The organism is Pseudoxanthomonas broegbernensis (genome assembly GCF_014202435.1).
GTDB classification, from domain to species: Bacteria; Pseudomonadota; Gammaproteobacteria; order Xanthomonadales; family Xanthomonadaceae; genus Pseudoxanthomonas; species Pseudoxanthomonas broegbernensis.
This window is the reverse complement of sequence record NZ_JACHGU010000002.1, coordinates 255,102-275,515: the sequence shown is the minus strand read 5'-3', so window position 1 is coordinate 275,515 and position 20,414 is coordinate 255,102. Positions and strand designations below refer to the sequence as shown.

The 20,414-nt window shown below is 70.8% G+C and carries 19 protein-coding genes; 12 read left to right on the top strand and 7 right to left on the bottom strand.

The features are described 5' to 3' along the window. The first annotated feature begins 2 nt into the window (after window positions 1-2). The 9 genes from HNR76_RS04795 (at window position 3) to trxA (ending at window position 9,753) form a co-directional block, all read left to right on the top strand. Window positions 3-1,295, top strand: a complete 1,293-nt coding sequence (locus HNR76_RS04795) for a fimbrial protein (protein ID WP_246429013.1) — start codon at window positions 3-5, stop codon at window positions 1,293-1,295. Beyond that, a complete protein-coding gene (locus HNR76_RS04790) occupies window positions 1,280-2,638 on the top strand; it encodes a TadA family conjugal transfer-associated ATPase (RefSeq protein WP_162311720.1) in 1,359 nt (452 codons plus the stop codon). Before HNR76_RS04795 ends, HNR76_RS04790 begins: the two co-directional genes overlap by 16 nt. Further along, the gene (locus HNR76_RS04785; protein WP_162311721.1) at window positions 2,635-3,555 is read left to right on the top strand and encodes a type II secretion system F family protein; all 921 of its coding nucleotides are present in this window, start codon (window positions 2,635-2,637) and stop codon (window positions 3,553-3,555) included. The genes HNR76_RS04790 and HNR76_RS04785 overlap by 4 nt, the downstream gene beginning before the upstream one ends. Window positions 3,556-3,566: 11 nt before the next feature. Continuing rightward, on the top strand, window positions 3,567-4,493 hold the full coding sequence (locus HNR76_RS04780) for a type II secretion system F family protein (protein WP_246429012.1): 927 nt from the start codon (window positions 3,567-3,569) through the stop codon (window positions 4,491-4,493). Further along, window positions 4,490-5,326, top strand: a complete 837-nt coding sequence (locus tag HNR76_RS04775) for a tetratricopeptide repeat protein (RefSeq protein ID WP_162311723.1) — start codon at window positions 4,490-4,492, stop codon at window positions 5,324-5,326. Before HNR76_RS04780 ends, HNR76_RS04775 begins: the two co-directional genes overlap by 4 nt. Before the next feature lie 5 nt (window positions 5,327-5,331). Further along, the gene (locus HNR76_RS04770; RefSeq protein WP_162311724.1) at window positions 5,332-5,712 is read left to right on the top strand and encodes a DUF3613 domain-containing protein; all 381 of its coding nucleotides are present in this window, start codon (window positions 5,332-5,334) and stop codon (window positions 5,710-5,712) included. A gap of 4 nt (window positions 5,713-5,716) precedes the next feature. Continuing rightward, a complete protein-coding gene (locus HNR76_RS04765; protein ID WP_162311725.1) occupies window positions 5,717-7,879 on the top strand; it encodes a TadG family pilus assembly protein in 2,163 nt (720 codons plus the stop codon). 221 nt (window positions 7,880-8,100) lie between these two features. Beyond that, window positions 8,101-8,787 (top strand): DUF2968 domain-containing protein, encoded by a 687-nt coding sequence (locus HNR76_RS04760; protein ID WP_246429031.1) that lies wholly within the window; start codon window positions 8,101-8,103, stop codon window positions 8,785-8,787. A gap of 105 nt (window positions 8,788-8,892) precedes the next feature. Further along, on the top strand, window positions 8,893-9,753 hold the full coding sequence (gene trxA, locus HNR76_RS04755; protein ID WP_162311727.1) for a thioredoxin: 861 nt from the start codon (window positions 8,893-8,895) through the stop codon (window positions 9,751-9,753). A gap of 168 nt (window positions 9,754-9,921) precedes the next feature. On the opposite strand, the gene HNR76_RS04750 is transcribed toward trxA, so the two are convergent. Then, a complete protein-coding gene (locus HNR76_RS04750) occupies window positions 9,922-10,104 on the bottom strand; it encodes a 30S ribosomal protein THX (protein ID WP_162311728.1) in 183 nt (60 codons plus the stop codon). A gap of 77 nt (window positions 10,105-10,181) precedes the next feature. Then, window positions 10,182-10,589, bottom strand: a complete 408-nt coding sequence (locus tag HNR76_RS04745; RefSeq protein ID WP_162311729.1) for a MerC domain-containing protein — start codon at window positions 10,587-10,589, stop codon at window positions 10,182-10,184. 82 nt (window positions 10,590-10,671) lie between these two features. Between HNR76_RS04745 and HNR76_RS04740 the strand changes: the two genes are divergently transcribed. Then, window positions 10,672-12,879, top strand: a complete 2,208-nt coding sequence (locus HNR76_RS04740) for a TonB-dependent receptor (protein WP_162311730.1) — start codon at window positions 10,672-10,674, stop codon at window positions 12,877-12,879. Between the two features lie 124 nt (window positions 12,880-13,003). Here the strand turns inward: HNR76_RS04740 and HNR76_RS04735 are convergent, their stop codons facing one another. Then, entirely contained in the window at window positions 13,004-14,518 is a 1,515-nt protein-coding gene (locus HNR76_RS04735) for an FAD-dependent oxidoreductase (protein ID WP_162311731.1), read from the bottom strand. A gap of 89 nt (window positions 14,519-14,607) precedes the next feature. Between HNR76_RS04735 and HNR76_RS04730 the strand changes: the two genes are divergently transcribed. Beyond that, on the top strand, window positions 14,608-15,045 hold the full coding sequence (locus HNR76_RS04730; protein ID WP_246429011.1) for a MarR family winged helix-turn-helix transcriptional regulator: 438 nt from the start codon (window positions 14,608-14,610) through the stop codon (window positions 15,043-15,045). 45 nt (window positions 15,046-15,090) lie between these two features. Here the strand turns inward: HNR76_RS04730 and HNR76_RS04725 are convergent, their stop codons facing one another. Together HNR76_RS04725 and gltX are read right to left on the bottom strand one after the other, a co-directional pair. Then, the gene (locus HNR76_RS04725; protein WP_162311733.1) at window positions 15,091-15,585 is read right to left on the bottom strand and encodes a transcriptional repressor; all 495 of its coding nucleotides are present in this window, start codon (window positions 15,583-15,585) and stop codon (window positions 15,091-15,093) included. Between the two features lie 24 nt (window positions 15,586-15,609). Further along, window positions 15,610-17,013 carry a glutamate--tRNA ligase gene (gltX, locus tag HNR76_RS04720; RefSeq protein ID WP_162311734.1) on the bottom strand — a complete coding sequence of 468 codons (1,404 nt, stop codon included), beginning with the start codon at window positions 17,011-17,013 and terminating at the stop codon, window positions 15,610-15,612. A gap of 155 nt (window positions 17,014-17,168) precedes the next feature. Here gltX and lpxH point away from each other — a divergent pair, with 155 nt between their 5' ends. Next, complete coding sequence (lpxH, locus tag HNR76_RS04715; protein WP_162311735.1) at window positions 17,169-17,936, top strand: UDP-2,3-diacylglucosamine diphosphatase; 768 nt, start codon at window positions 17,169-17,171, stop codon at window positions 17,934-17,936. A 77-nt stretch (window positions 17,937-18,013) separates the two neighbouring features. Here lpxH and HNR76_RS04710 read toward each other — a convergent pair whose 3' ends face one another. Further along, entirely contained in the window at window positions 18,014-18,832 is an 819-nt protein-coding gene (locus HNR76_RS04710) for a ferritin-like domain-containing protein (RefSeq protein ID WP_162311736.1), read from the bottom strand. Between the two features lie 97 nt (window positions 18,833-18,929). Then, window positions 18,930-20,402 carry an amidophosphoribosyltransferase gene (gene purF, locus HNR76_RS04705; RefSeq protein WP_162311737.1) on the bottom strand — a complete coding sequence of 491 codons (1,473 nt, stop codon included), beginning with the start codon at window positions 20,400-20,402 and terminating at the stop codon, window positions 18,930-18,932. Window positions 20,403-20,414: the final 12 nt, after the last annotated feature.

Sequence of the window (20,414 nt, the reverse complement as noted above, 5' to 3'; positions counted from 1 at the left end):
CCATGCTGCCGCTCCCCGCCATGCTTCCACAAGGTCCCGCCTACGCCGCAATGAGGGTGGCCTTCTACGGGCCCTCGCGCGAGCGGGCGCAGCGTCTGGCCGACCTCCTGCAGGTCGGCGCCGAAGTGTGCTGGGAAGACAGCCGCAGCGTGGCGGTGACCACGCTGGTCGCGCGCCGCAGCGCATGGCGGGTCCTGCTGCTCGACTTCGCCTCGGACCAGTACGTGCAGTCCGCCGACCTGGCCCGCCAGCTCGGCATGCTGGTCCCGGACCTGCCGCTCGTGGCGGTCGGCACCAGCGACCACGACCAGGCCAATGCGGTCCTCGCGGCGCTGCGCGCCGGCGTGCGCGACTTCATCGCCGGAGACGCCTCGTCCGAGGATATCGCCATCACCTTGCGACGCATCAGCACGACACCGGCCAATCCCGTCAACCGGCCGCCCCTGGCTCCCGCACCGCCGCGCGAGGCACGCGTGATCCTGCTGCTCGGCGCCCGCGCCGGCCTGGGCGTGAGCACGCTGGCCGCCCACCTGGGCGCGCTTGCACGGAAACCGGCCGGGCCGGCGCCGCGCGTGCCGGCGGACGATCCGCAGGTGCTGCTCCTGGACCTGGGCCAGCCGGCCGGCGACGCCGCGCTCTACCTCGGCGTGCGCAGCGAATTCCATTTCGCCGACGCCATCCACCACGCCGCCCGACTCGACGCCACGCTGGTGCGCACGGCCATGGTCCAGCACGAAAGCGGGCTGACCCTGCTCGGCCACCCCTCGTGCGTGCCCTACCCGCCCCAGTCCGGCACGATGGAGCCGCTGCTGGACCGGCTGTGCGCCCTGTTCGACACCCTCCTGTGCGACCTGGGCGGCCTTTCCCCCGAGCAATGCCCCGCCGCGCTGCTGCGCCGCGCCGACGAGACCTGGATCGTGACGGACCAATCGATCGGCGCCCTGGTGTCGCTGGACACGCTGCTCGAACAGCTCGAACGCGACGGCCTGCGCGACGGGCGCCTGCACCTGATCGTCGACCGCTTCGACGACAGCGGCGGCATCGACGCGCGGCAGATCGCCGAGCGCTTCGAGCTGCCGCTGATCGCCACCATCCCCGAGCGGCTGCAGACCTTGCGCGCCAGCGCCAGCCAGGGCCTGCTGCTGCACCACGATCATCCGCGCGACCCCTACCTGCGCGCGCTCGGTCCGCTGCTGGCGCGGATCGGGCATGCCGATGCCGGCCCGCTGCAGCCCTCGTCTCCCTGGCGACATCTCGCCTCACGCATGGGCCTATCCCGATGGAAGACAAAGTGACGCCACTGGCCCCGCACCTGGCCGCCGGCGCGAAGCGGCGCGACGGTGCCGCCGACCCGGTGCCCTTCGAGTACACCGACCATTTCCAGAGCGTGCTGGCGGCCGCGCACGAGCGCCTGCTCAACGCGATCGAGGACGAGCGCATCGACATCGACGCCTGGAGCCCGGAAACGGTGGAGAAGTACGTCGACAGCCAGACGGCCGCCTTCATCCGCGAATGGAAGATCCCGGTCAACGAGGCCGAGATGGCCCAGGTCGCCCGCGCGCTGTGCAAGGAGCTGAACGGCTTCGGCCCCCTGGACGACCTCCTGCACGACCCGGCCATCGAGGACATCCTGATCAACGGCCACCAGCAGATCCACGTCTCCAGCGGCGGCATGCTCACCCGCGCCAACCAGCGCTTCAGCGACGAACGGCACCTGCTGCGCATCCTGCGCCGCATCCTCGCCCCGCTCGGCCGGCGGCTGGACGAGTCCAACCCCATGGTCGACGCGCGCCTGCCCAACGGCGGCCGCCTGAACGCCATCATCGCGCCGCTGGCCGTGGACGGGCCGATGGTGTCGATCCGCAAGTTCCGCAAGGACCCGTTCTCCCCGGCCGAACTGCTGGCCAAGGGCTGCTTCGACCGGCCCATGCACGTCCTGCTCAACGCGATGGTGCTGGGCCGCTGCAACATCCTGATCTCCGGCGGCACCAGCTCGGGCAAGACCTCGCTGCTCAACGCCCTGGCCAGCTTCATCCCCGAAGGCGAGCGCGTGATCACGGTCGAGGACACCGCCGAGCTGTCGCTCAGCCACCCGCACGTGGTGCGCCTGGAGAGCCGCCTGGGCGGCAGCGACGGGCAGGGCGAGGTGACCATCCGCGACCTGGTGCGCAACAGCCTGCGCATGCGCCCGGACCGCATCGTCGTGGGCGAGGTCCGCGGCGCCGAGGTGCTGGAAATGCTGCAGGCCATGAACACCGGCCACGACGGGTCGATGGCGACCATCCACGCCAATTCGCCGCGCGACTGCCTGTACCGGATCGAGATGCTGTCCGGCTTCGCCGGCTTCCAGGGCAGCGAGGACAGCCTGCGCCAGCAGATCGCCAGCGCCATCGACTTCATCGTGCAGATCTCGCGCATGGGCAACGGCCGCCGCCTGGTGACCTCGATCACCGAGGTGATCGGCGTCAGCGACCGCACCGTCACCACCCAGGAGATGTTCCGGCACGAATCCAGGGTCGACCCGGACGGCCGCGAACAGGACCGCTGGACCGGCCTGGGATTCCAGCCCCATTCGCACAAGCTCGAACCGTTCCGGCAGGCCCTGCGGGAAGCGAGCATGGAAGGGCTCTCGCCGTGAACGCGGCCCTGCTGCTGGCCAGCATCGCCTTGCTGCTGCTCGCGGCCGCGATGGAAGCCTGGCGCAGCGCGAGCCGGCGCAGGCTGCACGCGGCCAACCTGGAGAACGTCGAGCGCCACCTGCACGCGCACCCAGCGGCGGCGCCCTCGCCGGCGGCGGCCGCTCCGCCGCCTCGCCCCGGCCGGCTGCCCTGGGACCCATGGCTGTACCGCGCGGGCCTGCCGCCCGGCTGGCGCATCCCGCTGGTCGGCGCGCTGGCCGGGCTGATCCTGGCGTGGCTGTTCAAACAGCGCATCGGCACTTCCGGCGTGATCCCCGTGGTCCTGTGCACCTATGCGCTGCTGTGCTGGGTGTGGCTGCGCAGGCGCATCGAGCGCAGGCAACAGGCGCTGCTGCGGCAGCTTCCCGATTTCCTGGACCACATGGTCCGCCTCGCCGCGCTCGGCAACAGCCTGCCGATGGCCTTCCAGAGCGCCGCCGCCCATGCGCCGCCACCGCTGCGCGACCTCCTGGATGCGACCCTGGCCGCCTCGCGCACCGGGCTGGACCTCGACCGCGCACTGGCGCAGGCCAGCCAGCCCACCGGGCTGCGCGTCCTCCACGTGCTGGCCGTGGTGCTGGGCACCGGCATGCGCGTGGGCGGACGCACCGACCAGGTCCTGCAGCGCATGAGCGACTTCATGCACGACCTCCAGCAAGCGCGCCAGGAACTCAGCGCCACCACCTCCGAGACCCGCGCCTCGGCCTGGGTGATCGGCCTGCTGCCGCCGCTGTGCGCCCTGCTGATGGCCTTCGCCAGCCCCGAGTTCTTCCAGCCCATGGTCGATGAGCCCCTCGGCCACCGGCTGCTGCTGATCGCCTTGGCGATGGAAGTCATCGGCGCTCTGTTGCTCTATCGGCTGGCGAGGTCGCTATGAATGCGCAGGCGATGTTCGCCACCGCCCTGGGCATGCTGGCCGCCGCTTCCGGGCTGTTCGCCGCCGGCCTGCTGTGGCGCGAGAACATCCGGAAACGGGCCGGCCAGGCGCTCCAGGAAGCCCTGGACGCCAATCACCAGGCCATGCCATCCCCGGTTCCCACCGGCCTGGTCCGGCGCCTGCTCGCCTGGCTGGAGGACTTCGGCAAGCGCCTGGACGGCACCCGGCTGCAGCAGGCCCTGCTGGCTCCGGAGGACCGGATACTGCTGGACCAGACCGGCTGGAACACCAGTGCGGGTGCCGCCGCCTACCTGGGGCTGCGCCTGGCGCTGGCGCTGCTGGCGCTGTTCGCCGCGCTGGCAACGCTGCGCCCGGAGGGCGCCTCCGGGCTTCTGGTACTCGTCGGCGCGCTGGCCGCCGGCATCCTCCTGCCCAAGCTGGCCCTGCGCGCCTGGGCCGGGCGCCTGCGCAAGCGGGCCCACGACGAGTTGCCCCTGCTGATCGACATGCTGCGCCTGCTGCAGGGTGTGGGCATGAGCATGGACCAGAGCCTGCAGATGCTCGGCGAGAAGCTGGGCACGGTGCTGCCGGTGCTGGGACGAGAGCTGCGCGACGCCAACACCGCCTACATGCGCGGCCGTACGCGCGAGCAATCGCTGCGGCGGCTGTCCGAGTCCTACGACGACGAGGATCTGCGCAGCCTGGCCCAGATCATCGTCCAGGTTTCCCAGCATGGCGGCGCGGTGCAGGAGCCGATGCGCCAGTTCAGCCTGCGCCTGCGCGAACAGCGGCGGATGGAGATGAAGGAGAAGGTCGGCAAGCTGTCGGTGAAGATGACCGTGGTGATGATGCTGACCCTGCTGCCGGCCCTGATGCTGGTGCTTGCCGGGCCTGCGTTGGTCGCGCTGTCCGGCACCCTGGGGAAGCTAGGCGGATGAACGACTCGACGAAGCGGCATGCGACCCTGGCTGCGGTGGCGCTGGTCGCCGCGCTGGCGGGCGCTTGCGGCTCCGGCCCCGGGCACCGCGTGCCGCCCTCGGCGGACGAGCCGGCCAGGCGCGCGGACGACGACCGCACCGTCTACCTGGGCCTGATCGAGCGCATGCAGCGCGAAGGCGCGTACTACGCCTCGCTCGCGCATATAGACGCCTTCCGCCAGCGTCACGGCGACCCGCCGCGCCTGCGGCTCATGCAGGCCGACGCCTTGCGCGGCACCGGCCAGGCCGATGCGGCCCGGCAGATCTACGAAACCCTGACCGGCGGCGCCTACGCGGCGGCGGCCTGGCATGGACTGGGACTGATCGCCGTCGCCGGCGGCCAGCCCGCCCGCGCCGAACAGGCCCTGGCCAGGGCCACCGAGCTGGCCCCGCTGAATGCCGACTACCTGGGCGACCTGGGCTACCAGCGCCTGCGCGCCGGCCGCCTCGCCGACGCCCGCACGCCATTGGCCATGGCCGCCGAGCTTTCCCCGGCCAACCCGCGCGCCATCGCCAACCTGGCCTTGTGGTCGCTGCTGCAGGGCGATACCCGGCGCGCGGAAACCCTCATGCAGGGCGCCAAGCTGCCCGATGCCAGCCGCCAGGCCGTGTACCGGCTCGCCTCGGAACTGCGTCCGGCCGTGCGCCATGCGCAGCGCGCCGATGCATCCACCGGCGGCGCATCCCCCCCGCCGCTGGCGGCCAGCGCCGCCGGCATCGCCGCGCCTCCACCGATGCTCGAACGCTTCCGCCCCTCCCCCTCCGCCGGCGACGGCCTCCTGGACGAACGGTAGACGCCATGAACGGACGCTTCCTGCTCCTGACCTGCCTGCTCCTTCCCCTCGATGCGCTCGCCTCGGATCCCGCGCAAGCGCCCTTGACCGGCCGCATGCTCGGCAACGACCCGGCCGCGGATCGCCCAACGCCCGCACCCGCGCCCATCCGCGCCGCATCGTCCATCGACGCCGTCCCCGCGCTCCCGGCCGCCGGCGGTGCCGTCGGCGACACCACGCGCGCGCTGCTGCGCATGCAGGCGGACGGCCACCACGCCGCGCCGCTGCGGCCGATCCTAGGCGCCCAGGCCGACGCCAGCTACCGCCGCTACCTGCGCAGCTTCGAATACGACATCCCGGAGTTCTTCCGGGCCACGGTCGAGACCGAAGACGCGCGCGCGGAGTGAACCGATGCACCGCCCGCCCGCTCGCCGTCCACCGCACCGCCGCCAGGCGGGCGGCATGTCGGTGACCGCGATGCTGATCCTAGTCGCCCTGGTCGGCATGCTCGGACTGGCCGAGATCGGCTACCTGTTCTGGGCCAAGCGCGATGCCCAGAAGGTGGCGGACCTGGCGGCCCTGGCCGGCGCGCAGGCGCTGGAGCTGTGCAGCCCCGACAACCTCGACAACGGCGCGGCGCGCGGCAATGCGTTCGACGACAACCGCTTCGCCGGCGACCTGCGCATCGAATGCGGCCATTGGCGCCCCGACGCCACGGTGGAAGAGCGCTTCGTCCATGGCGACCCGTCGCTGCCGCTCAACGCGGTCAAGGCGGTCGCCGCGCGCACGGTGGTGCCGTTCTTCGGCATGGTCCAGACGCTGCCTCGGATCCAAGCCGTGGCCGTGGCCATCCTGCCGGACCCGCAGGCCAGCTTCAGCGTCGGCTCGCAACTGCTGCGGATCGACGGCCAGACCCCATTGGGCACCACCCTGAAACTGGTCGGCGCCGACCTCGACGGCACCAGCGTGCTCGGCTACGACGGCCTGGCCCAGGTCAAGGCCACGCCCAGGGGCCTGCTGGAGGCACTGGGCATCCCGGTGCAGGCAGACATCGGCGCCGGCGAGCTGGATGCCTTGCTGGCCGGCCGTACCGTCTCGCTGGGCGACCTGCTGGATGCCAGCGCCGTGCTGGTCTCGCGCAGCGAGGCGGCCGACATCGACCTGGCTGCGCTGCGCAACGCCCTCGCGCCCGCCATCGACCTGAATCGCCTGTCGATCCCGCTCGGCTCCACCCCCGAGCAGGGCGGCCTGTTCGCCCGGATCGACGCCGGACAAGCGGCCATCAACGGCGTCCTGGACGCAGAAGTCGACGTATACGGCCTGTTGAACACCGGGATCGCGATCGCGCGCGGGGACAATGCCGTCACCGTGGACGGACTGGACATCCTCGGGCTGGTGACGGCGCAAGCCCGCATCATCGAGCCGCCCTCCATCGCCATCGGCGGCCCCGGCGTCACTGCCTACAACGCGCAGGTGCGGGTGTTCCTGGACATCGACAGCAACAACATCCCGGCCGTTTCCAGCCTTCTCGGCCTCCTGGACGTGCGCCTGCACCTGCCGATCCACCTCGACCTGGTCAACGCGATGGGGACGCTGCAGGAAATCGACTGCAATGCCGACCCGCCGACGGCCACCGTGCGCGTCCAGTCCTCGATCCTGCGCAGTTGCGTCGGCCGGGTTCCGCCGGCGCTGCGCTTCTCCACTCAGGCGGTCTGCGACAGCCAGCTCCAGGACGAGGAACTGCTGCGCCTGTTCGGGGCACCCGTGGTCAACGGCCGGTTCTCGCTGCCGGCACTGCCCGACACCCAGGACATCACGCTGGCCGAGGGCCAGAGCGGCTCGGTGCGCGCCAATCCACTGGCAGTCGGCGCTACCGTCTCCGAACTCGTGGAAAAACTCCTGGGAATCATGGCGCAAGGCGTGAACCCCAAGAACTCGGACGCCCCCGAGCAAGACACCGCACAACGACTCGCCAGTCGCTACATCGCTGCCACGAATCCCGGGAGCGGCCGCTACAACGTAGACACCATCATCCAGGCGCTGCGCAACGGCTCCAGCGCCTCCGGGTTGGAACCGTTGGGTCAATGGGAGGTGAAAGCAGCCGTCCCCAGCCCTTGCGGCCTTTTGGGCCTCAATACTTGCTGGAGCGATGGTTCGGTCTGGGACAGCTATCGCGCCCTGGTTACCGGCGATGGCTTCGGCACTCTGGACGTACTTCTCGGCGGGTTGCTGGGGGGATTGGTAGTCAACCGGTGCGATTCGCTGCTTGGCAACCTCAATTACAACGCCTGTGTCAGAAACAACCTGGTGTCTTACCTGCGCACCGCGCCGAATGGCTTCCTCGACCCACATGCCGATGAAGGCGGGCTGGTCGACCCGACTACCGATGCGGTCTCCTGCAATGGGCTGCTGTGCCTGGTGCTCAAGCCGGCCCTGGCACTACTCAAACCCCTGCTCAACGCCGTCGGCAGATTCCTCGGCGAGACCCTGGAAGATGTGCTCGGCATCCAACTGGGCCGCACCGACGTCCACATGCACTCCATCCAATGCAAACCCGTCCGGCTCGTCCAATGACCGCAATCACACGCCCCTCCGGTTCCCACCGCCCCGTCGCCCCCCTTTGCCTTGTGCCGCGTACCGGCGCATGCTCGGGCTCTGGCGCGACAACCGGAACCCTGCGCCCCCTGGGAAGGAGAGTCATGGTCAAGGAACGCACCCGCACCGGCTGCACGCCGTCCCGTCCGCGCCTGGCAGCGCTGGCCTGCCTGCCCTTGCTGGCCGCCACCGTGCTGGCCATGGCCGATGCCTCGGCGGCGCGGCCCTGGAAGCAGCCACGCACGCCCGAGGAAGCCACCGCCGCGCCGCCGGCCGACCAAGCCGCCGGCAGCACCGTGGCCGAACTGCGCGAGCTCATGGACGGCGGCCGGCTTACCGAGCTGCGCACCACCTACAACGGCAACTACGGCGCCAGCCTGCTGTTCTATACCCAGAGTCTCCACTACTACGTGGCCCTGTTCCGCGACCGCGAGTTCTGGCGCGTCATCAAGACCGACTCGGTCGACGACGCGGAGCGCTACTACCGCACCTTCGTCGCCCAGACCGAAGACCTGGCGCAGGTCTACATCGACACGGTCCGCCTGGATGCCGGCAAGCGCTTCACCGAGCGCATGGTCGCGTTGAACGAGCAGCGCCTGCGCAACCTGCAGCAGGAAGTGGAGATGCAGCGCCAGCAATCGCTGCAGGTCAGCACCGCCCTGCAACAGGCCCGCCAGCAGGCGGTTTCGCTCAGCAGCGACCTGCGCGCCAGCCATAGCGAACTGGACGCGATCAACCAGCGCATCGAGGCGCTGCAGGCGGTGCAGGCCAATCCCGAGCTGTCGCTGCCCGGTTCCTCCGAATCGGTTGCCCCGGCAATACCGTCGGCCTCGGTGGCGGACCACGGCGCGTCGGTTCCCGCGCTGGCCTCGCCACCGGCACCGTGATGCCATGACTTCGGCGCGGCGCCACCCTCCCGGCGCCGCGCTGTCTTGTATCCTGCCCGGCCAGGCACCATATCCCTGCGCAATCCCGGAACTGGCCCCCTATCCATGAGCGAACTGCCCCACGTCCTCGACGTCACCACCGCCACCTTCGAGACCGAGGTCCTGCAGAAATCGCTGCAGACGCCCGTGCTGGTCGATTTCTGGGCCACCTGGTGCGGTCCGTGCAAGTCGCTGACGCCGGTGCTGGAGAAGCTGGCCGCCGAATATGGCGGCGCCTTCATACTGGCCAAGGTCGACGTGGACCGCGAACAGCAGGTCGCCGCCGCCTTCCAGATCCGCTCGGTACCCAGCGTGTTCCTGCTGATCGGCGGGCAGCCGGTGGATGCCTTCCAGGGCGCGTTGCCGGAAGGCCAGTTGCGCCAGTTCCTGCAACAGCACGGCATCGAGCCGGCCGCCGGCGACGACGACGACACCGCGGTCGATCTCGCGCCGCTGGACCCGCACGAGGAAGTCGTGCGCCTGCGCGAGGCCATCGAGGCCGAGCCCGAGCAGGCCGAACTGAAGCTGGACCTGGCCTTGGCGCTGCTGAAGACCGGTTCCGCCTCCGAAGCCGAGCAACTGCTCGACGCGCTGCCGGCCAACCTCGCCACCGACGACCGCAGCGTCCGCGCCCGCGCCCGGCTCGGCTTCGCCGGCCTGCTCGAGAATGCGCCACCGGTCGCGGTTCTGCAGCAGGCCGTCGACGCCAATCCGGACGACCTCAAGGCACGCCACCTGCTGGCGGTGCACCACCTGGTCGGTGGCGATGCCGCCGCCGGCCTGGAGCAGTTGCTGGAGATGCTGCGCCGCGACCGCGGCTTCGAGGACGGCCTGCCCAAGCAGGCGCTGATCGACGCTTTCCGCGTGGTCGAGGACGAGGACCTGGTGGGCCAGTACCGGCGGAAGATGGCCTCGCTGTTGTTCTGAGCGGCCTGCCGGTCCGCTCTTCCGGAATCCCTTCCGGTACGGAATCGCACGGCGGCCGAGCCTTCGCGGCGGTTCCCCACGGCATCGGCGCGAAACCTATCGCCCATGAAAAACGCGGCGCCATGCGCCGCGTTTCCGGTTGCCGCCCTTACGCGGGAACCCCCCGGCTCAGCCGGCCTTGGCCACCGTCTTCTTGGCCACGGCCTTCTTGGCGGCCGGCTTGACCACGCTCTTCTTCGCCACCGGCGCAGCGGCGCCCGCGGCGGCGCGGGTGCCGCCATGGCGGCGCGCATTGCCGTAGCTGGCGTTGTAGCGCTTGCCCTTGGCGGTCTTGCGGTCACCCTTGCCCATCTTTCGACTCCTTGAGAATTAGCATTGTTCGGCTGGTGCGCGTTGCGCGACAGGCCGGCAAGCCTAGCATGCCGTGCTCAGTGGGCGCAGCCGGCGTCATGGACGTGGCCATGGTTCAAGCGCAGGTTCACCAGGTGCGCCATCCCCACCAGGGTGCCGCCGAAGGTCATCGCCACCGCATGCGGCACCGTGGACTCGTGCAGCGGCGGATACAGCAGGCTTGCCCACAGCGCCACCAGGCCGGGCACCAGCACACCCAGCGCGCGCAACACCCGGTGTCGGCGATAGCTCCAGCCCAGGCTGAACAGGCCCAGCAGGGTCACGAACACCACCAGCGCCCATTCCAGGCGATCGTCGAACCAGAGCGACAGGCCCAGCGCCGGCAAGGCCGCCAGCAACAGCGGCGTCAGCGCGCAATGGATCGCGCACAACAGGGAGCCGGTCGCGCCAAAACGGTCCAGCAGGTCGCGGTGGGTATCTGGCATCGGGGGCCTTGACGGATGGCGGTGGATTGGAGGATATATTATAACATCCATAACCCGCCGTCACTCCCTACGGATATTCCACATGCCCACCCTCGCGCGCCTCCTCCTTCCCCGCCGTACCCGCCTCGCTGCCGCCCTGGCGCTGGCCGGCCTGCCCTTCGCCGGCATGGCCCACGAACCGACCGAACTGCCTGCCATCGAGGTCACCGCCTCGCCGTTGTCCGGGGACGCCGAATCGCTGGCCCGCCCGGTGGAAGTGCTGCAGGGCGATGCGCTGGACCAGGCCAAGGGCGCCACCCTGGGCGAGACCGTGGCCAAGCTGCCCGGCGTGCAGACCAGCTACTTCGGCCCGGCCGTGGGCCGCCCGATCCTGCGCGGCCTGGACGGCCCGCGCGTGCAGGTGCTGGCCAGCGGCCTGGGCAGCATGGACGCCTCCACCGTGAGCGCCGACCATGCCGCCAGCGTCGAGCCGTTCCTGGCCGACCAGATCGAAGTGCTGAAGGGACCGGCCACGCTGCTGTTCGGCAGCGGCGCGATCGGCGGCGCCGTCAACGTGGTCGACGGCCGCATCGCCCGCGCGTTGCCGGACCGGCCGCTGAGCGGCCGCGCCGAGATCCGCGGCAATACCGTCAACGACGAGCGCAGCGGCATGTTCCGCCTCGACGGCGTCAGCGGCGGCAACCTGGTCCTGCACATCGACGGCCTGCTGCGCGACACCGGCGACTACGACATCCCCGGCCTTGCGGCGGTCGCGCACGACGACGACCACGGGCATGACCATGACCACGACCACCCGGGCGAAGACGACCACGACGAAGACGTGCCGGGCCGCCTCGGCAACAGCTCGCTCAAGACCCGCGCCGGCGCGGTCGGGGCGACCTGGCTCGGCGAGACGGGCTATTTCGGCCTGGCCGCCAGTACCTATCGCACCAACTACGGCATTCCCGCCGGTGCCCACGTGCATGCGGAAGACGACCACGGACACGACCACGACCACGACCACGAAGAGGAACACGCGCATGGCGACGAGGCGCACGGCGAGGAGCACGTGCGCATCGACATGGTCCAGAACCGGCTGGAGCTGAAGGGCGGCGTGTACGAGCCGCTGTCCTTCCTGCAGCGCATCGACGTCCACGGCGCCTACAGCGACTACGAGCACGTCGAGCTGGAAGGCGACGAGGTCGGCACCCGCTTCACCAGCCAGGGCTACGATGCGCGCATCCAGGCGGTGCAGAAGGAAATGGCCGGCTGGCGCGGCGCCTTCGGCCTGCAACTGGGCCGCGTGGATTTCGCCGCCGTCGGCGAGGAAGCCTTCGTGCCGGCGACGGTGACCGCGAGCCAGGGCCTGTTCCTGCTGCAGGAGAAGACCCTGGGGCCGGTGAAGCTGGAACTGGGCGCGCGCCACGACCGCGTGCGGGTGGAACCGGAGGACGGGCATACGGACCGCCGGTTCGGCGCGACCAGCCTGTCGGCCGCGGCGATCTGGCGCCTGAACCCGGCGATGGACCTGCGCCTGGGCCTGGACCGGTCGGAACGCGCGCCCACCCAGGAGGAGCTCTTCGCCGGCGGCCTGCACGTGGCCACCGGCTCGATCGAGATCGGCGATGCGGGCATGGACGTGGAAGGCGCGCTGCGCGGCGAGATCGGCCTGCACGCCCACGACGAACGCTTCGACCTGAAGCTGTCGGTCTACCGCAGCCGCTTCGACGATTTCATCTACCTGGCCGACACCGGCATCGAGGAACACGGCACCCCGGTGCGGCTGTGGACCCAGGCCGACGCGGTGTTCACCGGCGCCGAGGCCGAGGCCGTGCTGCACTTGGCCGACAACGCCAGCGGCGCCTGGGACCTGCGCCTGTTCGCCGACCGGGTGCGTGCGCGGCTGGACGGCGACGGCAGCCGCCAGGTCGGCTTCGCCGTGCCGCACGGCGACCACTTCCACCACTACCGGGTGGAACTGGACAACGACGGTTACCTGCCCCGCATCGCGCCGGCCCGCCTCGGTGCCGACCTGGGCTGGACCCTGGGCGGCTGGCGCGCCTCGCTGGGAGCCGTGCACCATCGCAAGCAGGACGACGTGGCGCAGAACGAGGCGCCCAGCCCCGCCTACACCCTGGTCGACGCGCATCTGGCCTACCGCTGGGACCGCGCCGGCGGCAACGGCTGGGAACTGTTCCTGGATGGCCGCAACCTGACCGACGAGGAGGTGCGCCCGCACACCTCGCTGCTGCGCGACTACGCGCCGCTGCCGGGGCGCGCGCTGGCGTTCGGCATCCGCGCCTGGTTCTGAGCCCTCTCCCTCGACCGGCCTGGATGGGCGGTGCCGGCAACGGCACCGCCCTTTTCGCTTCAGGACGAACGATGCGGCCGGCTTCGGCCGCGCCGGCCGGCTCCAGCCGGACGCGCCCCCGGCTTCACCTGGATGCTTCCTCGAGCCGAGCCACCCCCATCCGGGCCAGATAGGCCTCGAGCTTCGCGGTCCGCTCCGCGTCGAAGATCGCGCCGACGTATCCGTCCGGGCGGATCAGCGCGCACGCGCCCGGCGCCAATGCGTACGCATCGCGGACATGCCCCCAGGCATCGGCCACCTCGCCCTGCGCGCCGATGCGGTGGACATGCAGGCCCGGACGTGGCTCGACCAACGCATCGCCTGCCTCATGGGCCAGCAACGTCCAGTGCGTCCCCTGGAACAACCGGAACAGCCGCGTGGCCTGGCCTGCGGCGCCGCGGACCGGGGCATCCGGTGCACGGTCCCCCGCCCGCAGGCCGCCGGTGCGTGCGGGCGTTTCCTTGGACAGCGGCGAGTCCGGATAGCCGATGTCGAGTTGGAGCACCTCGCGTCCGCGCCGCATCCGGCCCTGCTTCTGGGCATCGAGCAGCCGGGTGGAAAGACCGAGCATGGCCTCGGCCACCGGGCGGCGCTCGGCCTCGTAGCTGTCGAGCAGGTCTTCCCGCGCGCCCTTCAGCGCGGCCGCGAGCTTCCAGCCCAGGTTGTAGGCATCCTGCAGGCTGGTGTTCAGCCCCTGGCCGCCGGTGGGCGGATGCGCGTGGGCGGCGTCGCCGGCCAGGAACACCCGGCCCACGCGGTAGCGTTCGGCCAGCCGCGCGTTCATCTGGTAGTCCGAGGCCCAGGACACCGAGCGCACGAGGATGTCCGTGCGTCCCGTGCGCTCGGCGACGAGGGCGCCCAGCCCTTCGGCCGAGAGGTCGGCCTGCGCATCCGGCGGGATCGGCGCCTGGATCTGGAAAAGGCCGGTTCCGGCCAGCGGGCAGATCGCGACTGTCCGCGCCATGTCGCCGCCGTTGAACTGGTGCCAGGCATCGCGGTCAAGCCCGGTCAGGACGACGTCGGCGACGAGCGCGCGCACGCCGAGGGTCTTGCCGGGGAAGTCCACGCCGAGCGCCTTCCTCACGAAGCTGCGCCCGCCATCCGCACCGACCAGATAGCGGGCATGCACGGTCTCCTCGCCGGCCGGGCCCGCGAGGCGCGCCGCGACGCCGTCCCGGTCCTGTTCGAAGCCGAGCAGCTCGCAGCCCAATTCCACCCGGTGGCCCAGCTCGGCCAGCCGCTCGCGCATGAGGCGTTCGGTCACCCACTGCGGAACCATCAGGGGCAGGCGGTAGGGCTCGGCCGGCGTCGGCCCGGCGTGCTCGGCGATGTCCGCATCGGTCCAGCCGCCGTCGTCACGGTAGGCGCGCAGCGGCGGGTAGAGGCCGCCGGCCGCCACCGCCCTGTCGAGGATGCCCATATCTTCCAGAATCTCCTGCGTGCGCGGCTGGATGCCCTTGCCGCGCGAACCCGGGAACGGCGTGGCCCTCTTCTCGACCAGCCGGAACCGGACGCCGCGGCGCGCCAGTTCGATGGCAAGGGTGAGGCCGGCCGCGCCGGCCCCGCAGACCAGCACGTCGGTCGTCGAACGATGCGCCATGGCGACTCCAATATGTGTAATATGCACTCGATAGGAGCCATGCTATGCCAACGAAAAACAATGTGCAAGATGCACATATATCGGCGCAGATGAAGGCGCTGCACGCGGCGCTGGTCGGCATCGCCGGCGCGATGAACCGGCCGCGGAACGACGAGCGGATGATCGAGGAGGCCGGCATCCGGCTCGACCGGGCCTTGTTCTCGGTGCTGGTGGGCATCGAGCGGCTGGGGCCGATCGGCGTGGTGGAGCTGTCCGAGCGCGCGGGCCGCGACTACACCACCGTCAGCCGCCAGGTCGCCAAGCTCGAAAGCCTGGGCCTGGTGAAGCGCCGCGAGAACCCCCTCGACCGCCGCGTGCGCGAGGCGGTCGTCTCCGCAAAGGGCAAGGCGATGACGGACCGCATCGACGCTGCGCGCGAACGCATGGGCCATGCGATCTTCAAGGACTGGAGCCGGGACGAACTCGATGTCTTCGTCAGACTGATGCGAAGGTTCGCCGATGCCCTCGAGGCAGGGCCGCCCGCCTGAACCCGAGGGAACACGGGCGCCGGCAAGCCGGCTCCTGCGAGGCAGTCAGCCGCCGGCCTCGGCGCAGCGCGCGCACAGCCCGTGCACTTCCAGGGTCTGCGCCTGCGGCTGGAAGCCCAGCGCCTTGGCCCGGGCATCGAGCTGGGCGACGACCTGGCGGTCCTCCAGTTCCACCGCGCTGTGGCAGCGGTCGCAGATCAGGAACGGCACCGAGTGCTGGGCGCTGTTGGGGTGGTGGCAGGCGACGAAGGCGTTGACCGACTCGAGCTTGTGCACGAAGCCGTTGGCCATCAGGAAATCCAGCGCGCGGTACACGGTGGGCGGCGCGTCGGCACCGACGCCCTTGCCCTCGCGCACCTTCTCCAGCAGTTCGTAGGCCTTGACCGGCTTGCCGGCATCGGCGATCAGGCGCAGCACGTTGCCGCGGATGGGGGTCAGGCGCAGGCCGCGCTCGGCGCAGGCGCGCTCGACCGCGCGGACGAACGCATCGGCACCTTCGACGTGATGGTGCGGATCGGTGCAGGCGTGCTCGGCGGACATGGCGGACTCCGTCGGCCCGGCGGATCAGGCCCTCATTACCTTCATAAGCGCCGCGTCGATGCGTTTCAAGGCCTGCTCGCGGCCGGCCAGGTACACGGTATGGGAAATGTCGGGGCTGACCTGGGTGCCGGTGATGGCCACGCGCAGCGGCTGGGCGACCTTGCCCATGCCCAGTTCCAGCGCGGCAGCGGCCTCGTGCAGCGCGGCGGACACGGCCTCCACCGTCCACTGCGGCAGCGCGGCCAGCAGTTCGCGCGCCTTGGCCAGCGGCGCCTCGGCGCCGGCCTTCAGGTGCTTGGCCACCGCGGCCTCGTCGTAGCTTTCCAGCGGGACGTACCAGACCGCCGCCTTCTCGGCCATTTCCTTCAGGGTCTGCACGCGTTCGCGCAGCGCCAGCACCACGTCCACCGGCGCCGGGCCGGCGGCCAGGTCCAGCCCCAGCTTCTCCAGGTGGTACGCCAGTTGCGGCGCGATCGTGGCCGGGTCGTCGGCCTTCAGGTAATGCTGGTTGACCCAGCCCAGCTTGGCCATGTCCAGGCGCGCGGCCTTGGAGTTGACGTCCTTGACGTCGAACAGGCCGATCAGCTCGGCGCGGCTGAAGATCTCCTGGTCGCCGTGCGACCAGCCCAGCCGCGCCAGGTAGTTGATGAGCGCGTGCGGCAGGTAGCCGGCGTCCTTGTACTGCATCACGTCGGCCGCGCCGGTGCGCTTGGACAGCTTGGCGCCGGACTCGTCCAGGATCATCGGCATGTGCGCGAACTTCGGCACCGGCGCGCCCAGCGCCTGGTAGATGTTGATCTGGCGCGGGGTGTTGTTGATGTGGTCGTCGCCGCGGATCACCTCGGTGATGCCCATGTCCCAGTCGTCCACCACCACGGCGAAGTTGTAGGTGGGGTAGCCGTCCGGGCGGAAGATCACCATGTCGTCCAGCTCGCCGTTGGCGATCTCGATGCGGCCCTTGATCAGGTCGTCGAACGCCACCGTGCCGTCGAGCGGGTTCTTGAAGCGGATGACCCGGTTGGGATCGTCGCGGTACGGCAGCCCGGCCTCGCGCGCGGCGCCGTTGTAGCGCGGCTTCTCCTGCCGGGCCATGGCCGCTTCGCGCATGGCGTCGAGTTCTTCCTTCGATTCGTAGGCGTAGTAGGCCTTGCCCTGCGCGACCAGCCGCTCGGCGACCTCGCGGTAGCGGCCGATGCGCGCGGTCTGGTAGACCGGGCCTTCGTCGTAGTCCAGGCCCAGCCAGTCCATCGCCTCCAGGATCGCGTCGATCGCCGCCTGGGTGCTGCGCTCGCGGTCGGTGTCCTCGATGCGCAGCACGAACTCGCCGCCGCGGTGGCGCGCCTCCAGCCAGCAGTACAGCGCGGTGCGCGCGCCACCGATGTGCAGGTAGCCGGTGGGACTGGGGGCGAAGCGGGTGCGGCAGGTCATGAGGATCGATGTTCCGGGGAATCCGGCCATTTTACCCGCATGGGGGGACGACCTCCTGCCTTTACTCGGGGCCGTGGCACAGCCATGTGCCATTTCGGCCATGCCCCTCAAGGAAGGACGACCGTGACGTTGCCGGGCCGGCCTACAATCGGCCCATGACCACGCTGTTCGTCTCCGACCTGCACCTGGACCCGGCCCGGCCGGCGATCACCGCGCTGTTCCTGGATTTCCTGCGCGGGGAAGCCAGACGCGCCGATGCGCTCTACATCCTCGGCGACCTGTTCGAGGCCTGGGTCGGCGACGACGACCCCTCGGCGGCCGGCGGCGAGGTGGCCGCCGGGCTGCGCGCCCTGGCCGACGCCGGCGTGCCCGTGTACTTCATGCACGGCAACCGCGACTTCCTGCTCGGCCCCGCATACGCGCACCGCGCCGGCATGCGGGTCCTGCCCGATCCGGCGGTGGTGTCGCTCTACGGCGAGCCGGTGCTGCTGATGCACGGCGACCTGCTGTGCAGCGAGGACACCGCCTACCAGGCCTTCCGCGCCCAGACCCGCGACCCCGGCTGGCAGCAGCGCTTCCTCGCCCAGCCGCTGGCCGCGCGGCTGGCCTTCGCCGAGCAGGCGCGCCAGGCCAGCGCCGCCCGGCAAAAGGAAATGATCGCCGGGGACCGCGGCGCGTTCGAGACCATCACCGACGTGACCCCGGCCACGGTGGAAGCCACCCTGGCCTGCTTTGGCGTGGCCACCCTGATCCATGGCCATACCCACAGGCCTGCGATCCACGCGCTGCGGGCCGGCGGCCGCGCGGGCCGGCGAATCGTGCTGGGCGACTGGTACCGGCAAGGCTCGGTGCTGCGGGTGGACCCGGACGGGATGGCGCTGGAAGCGCTGGCGACCGCCACCGAGCGGGTCGCTCCCCCGTAGGAGCCGGCGGGCCGGCGACCGCCATGGCGAACCACCGGCCAGTGGCCCGTCAGGCATGGCGGCGCCGGCAGGCTGCCTCAGCCCTGCGCCTGCGTCGCTTCCACGTGCCGCAGCGATTCCAGTTCGTCCTCGTCGAAGCCCGCCAGCAGCCGCGCCTGGACGTTGAACGGCCCGCGCAGGTAGCCGCCGGCGTATGCGCGCAGCAGCTCGCGGAAGCGCGCGCGCGGCTCCACCCCGGCGCGCTCGCAGTACCAGCGGTACCAGCGCGAACCGGCGGCCACGTGCGCCACTTCCTCGCCCAGGATGGTCTCCAGGATCTCCACCGTGCGGGTGTCGCCCAGCCCGCGCAGGCGCTCGATCATCCCCGGCGTCACGTCCAGCCCGCGCGCCTCCAGCACCCGCGGCACCAGCGCCATCCGCGCCAGGCCGTCCAGCGCGGTCTTCTCGCACATCTCCCACAGCCCGTTGTGGGCGTCGAAGTCGCCGTACTCGTGGCCCAGTTCGCGCAGGCGCTCGCGCAACAGCATGAAATGCCGCGCCTCGTCGTCGGCCACCCGTACCCAGTCGCGATAGAACTCCGGCGGCAGCCCGCGGAAGCGATAGACCGCGTCCCAGCCCAGGTCGATGGCGTTGAGCTCGATGTGGGCGATGGCATGGATGAACGCCGCCCTGCCCTCGTCGCTGCCGAGGCCGCGCTTGGGCAGTTCGCGCGGATGCACCAGGCGCGGCCGCGGCGGCCGGCCGGGCATGCGGATCGGAGCCGGTGGCGGCGCATCCCGGGGGATGCGCAGTTCGCCGCGGGCGAAGGCCGCGGCATGGCGGTGGGTCAGCGCCACCTTCTCGCCCGGGTCGGCGGCGGCCAGGCATTGCGCGGCGGCTTCGAACAGGGAAGTCATGGCGTAGGCGCCCTCAGCCCGGGTCCACGAGGGTCTTCACGGCAACCGGGACCGATGCCGCAGCGGCGGCGGGCATCGTACCGGGACGCCGCGGGCATCAGGACGCCACGCGCCGCTTCTTCTTGGCCTCGTCGCTGCGCATCTGCCGGATGCGCTCGAAATAGCCGGCGTCGATGCCGGTGACGTACTTGCCGTCGAAGCACGAGGAGTCGAAGCGATGCAATTGCGGGTTGCCCTCGCGCACCGCCGCCTCCAGGTCTTCCAGGTCCTGGTAGATCAGCCAGTCGCAGCCGAGCAGGGCCTCGATCTCCTCCACGCTGCGGCCGTGCGCGATCAATTCGTCGGCCGCGGGCATGTCGATGCCGTAGATGTTCGGGTGGCGCACCGGCGGCGCGGCGCTGGCCAGGTAGACCTTGCGCGCGCCGGCGTCGCGGGCCATCTGCACGATCTGCTGGCTGGTGGTGCCGCGCACGATGGAATCGTCCACCAGCAGCACCACCCGGTTGCGGAACTCCAGGTGGATCGGATTGAGCTTGCGCCGCACCGATTTCACCCGCTCGCCCTGCCCCGGCATGATGAAGGTGCGGCCGACGTAGCGGTTCTTGATGAAGCCCTCGCGGTACTTCACCCCCAGCACGTTGGAGATTTCCAGCGCCGCGTCGCGCGAGGTGTCCGGAATGGGGATGACGGTGTCGATGTCGTGGTCCGGGCGCAGGCGCAGGATCTTCTCGCCCAGCTTCACGCCCATGCGCATGCGCGCCTTGTGCACCGAGACGTCGTCGATCATCGAGTCGGGGCGGGCGAAGTACACGTACTCGAAGATGCACGGCGCGCGCTCCACCGGCTCGGCGCAGACCTCGGCGAACATCTCCCCGCGCGGAGTGATGACGATGGCCTCGCCCGGCTGCACGTCGCGCACCCGGGAAAAGCCGAGGATGTCCAGCGCCACCGACTCGGAGGCGACGATGTACTCGGCGCCCTCGCCGTGCTCGCGCCGTCCCAGCACCAGCGGGCGGATGCCGTGCGGGTCGCGGAAGGCGATCAGCCCCAGCCCCAGCACCACGCTGACCACCGCGTAGCCGCCCGTCACCCGGCGGTGCACCCCGGCCACGGCGCGCAGCGCCGCCTCGGGGCTGAGCTCGCGCTGCAGGTCCAGTTCGTGCGCGAACACGTTCAGCAGCACCTCGCTGTCCGAGTCGGTGTTGATGTTGCGCCGGTCCTGGGCGAACACCTGCTGGCGCAGCGCGTCGGTGTTGGTCAGGTTGCCGTTGTGCGCCAGGGCGATGCCGTAGGGCGAGTTGACGTAGAACGGCTGCGCCTCGTCCAGCCCTTCCGAACCGGCGGTGGGATACCGGCAATGGGCGATGCCCACGCGGCCTTCGAGCAGGCCCATGGCCTTGGCGTCGAACACGTCGCGGACCAGGCCGTTGCCCTTGTGCACGCGCAGCCGGGTGCCGTCGGCGGTGGCGATGCCGGCCGCGTCCTGGCCACGGTGCTGGAGGACGGTCATGCCGTCGTAGAGTTGCGCGGCGACGTTCTGGTTGCCGACGATACCGACGATGCCGCACATGTTGCGAAATCT

Bases quoted from the DNA above. Each gene is read 5' to 3' on its own strand.
- HNR76_RS04780 (WP_246429012.1), top strand. From the start codon at position 3,567: ATGTTCGCCACCGCCCTGGGCATGCTGGCCGCCGCTTCCGGGCTGTTC.
- HNR76_RS04770 (WP_162311724.1), top strand. From the start codon at position 5,332: ATGAACGGACGCTTCCTGCTCCTGACCTGCCTGCTCCTTCCCCTCGAT.
- HNR76_RS04735 (WP_162311731.1), bottom strand. From the start codon at position 14,518: ATGGCGCATCGTTCGACGACCGACGTGCTGGTCTGCGGGGCCGGCGCG.
- HNR76_RS04710 (WP_162311736.1), bottom strand. From the start codon at position 18,832: ATGACTTCCCTGTTCGAAGCCGCCGCGCAATGCCTGGCCGCCGCCGAC.
- HNR76_RS04750 (WP_162311728.1), bottom strand. From the start codon at position 10,104: ATGGGCAAGGGTGACCGCAAGACCGCCAAGGGCAAGCGCTACAACGCC.
- HNR76_RS04725 (WP_162311733.1), bottom strand. From the start codon at position 15,585: ATGTCCGCCGAGCACGCCTGCACCGATCCGCACCATCACGTCGAAGGT.
- purF (WP_162311737.1), bottom strand. From the start codon at position 20,402: ATGTGCGGCATCGTCGGTATCGTCGGCAACCAGAACGTCGCCGCGCAA.
- gltX (WP_162311734.1), bottom strand. From the start codon at position 17,013: ATGACCTGCCGCACCCGCTTCGCCCCCAGTCCCACCGGCTACCTGCAC.
- HNR76_RS04765 (WP_162311725.1), top strand. From the start codon at position 5,717: ATGCACCGCCCGCCCGCTCGCCGTCCACCGCACCGCCGCCAGGCGGGC.
- HNR76_RS04760 (WP_246429031.1), top strand. From the start codon at position 8,101: ATGGCCGATGCCTCGGCGGCGCGGCCCTGGAAGCAGCCACGCACGCCC.
- trxA (WP_162311727.1), top strand. From the start codon at position 8,893: ATGAGCGAACTGCCCCACGTCCTCGACGTCACCACCGCCACCTTCGAG.
- HNR76_RS04730 (WP_246429011.1), top strand. From the start codon at position 14,608: ATGAAGGCGCTGCACGCGGCGCTGGTCGGCATCGCCGGCGCGATGAAC.
- lpxH (WP_162311735.1), top strand. From the start codon at position 17,169: ATGACCACGCTGTTCGTCTCCGACCTGCACCTGGACCCGGCCCGGCCG.
- HNR76_RS04775 (WP_162311723.1), top strand. From the start codon at position 4,490: ATGAACGACTCGACGAAGCGGCATGCGACCCTGGCTGCGGTGGCGCTG.
- HNR76_RS04745 (WP_162311729.1), bottom strand. From the start codon at position 10,589: ATGCCAGATACCCACCGCGACCTGCTGGACCGTTTTGGCGCGACCGGC.
- HNR76_RS04740 (WP_162311730.1), top strand. From the start codon at position 10,672: ATGCCCACCCTCGCGCGCCTCCTCCTTCCCCGCCGTACCCGCCTCGCT.
- HNR76_RS04795 (WP_246429013.1), top strand. From the start codon at position 3: ATGCTGCCGCTCCCCGCCATGCTTCCACAAGGTCCCGCCTACGCCGCA.
- HNR76_RS04790 (WP_162311720.1), top strand. From the start codon at position 1,280: ATGGAAGACAAAGTGACGCCACTGGCCCCGCACCTGGCCGCCGGCGCG.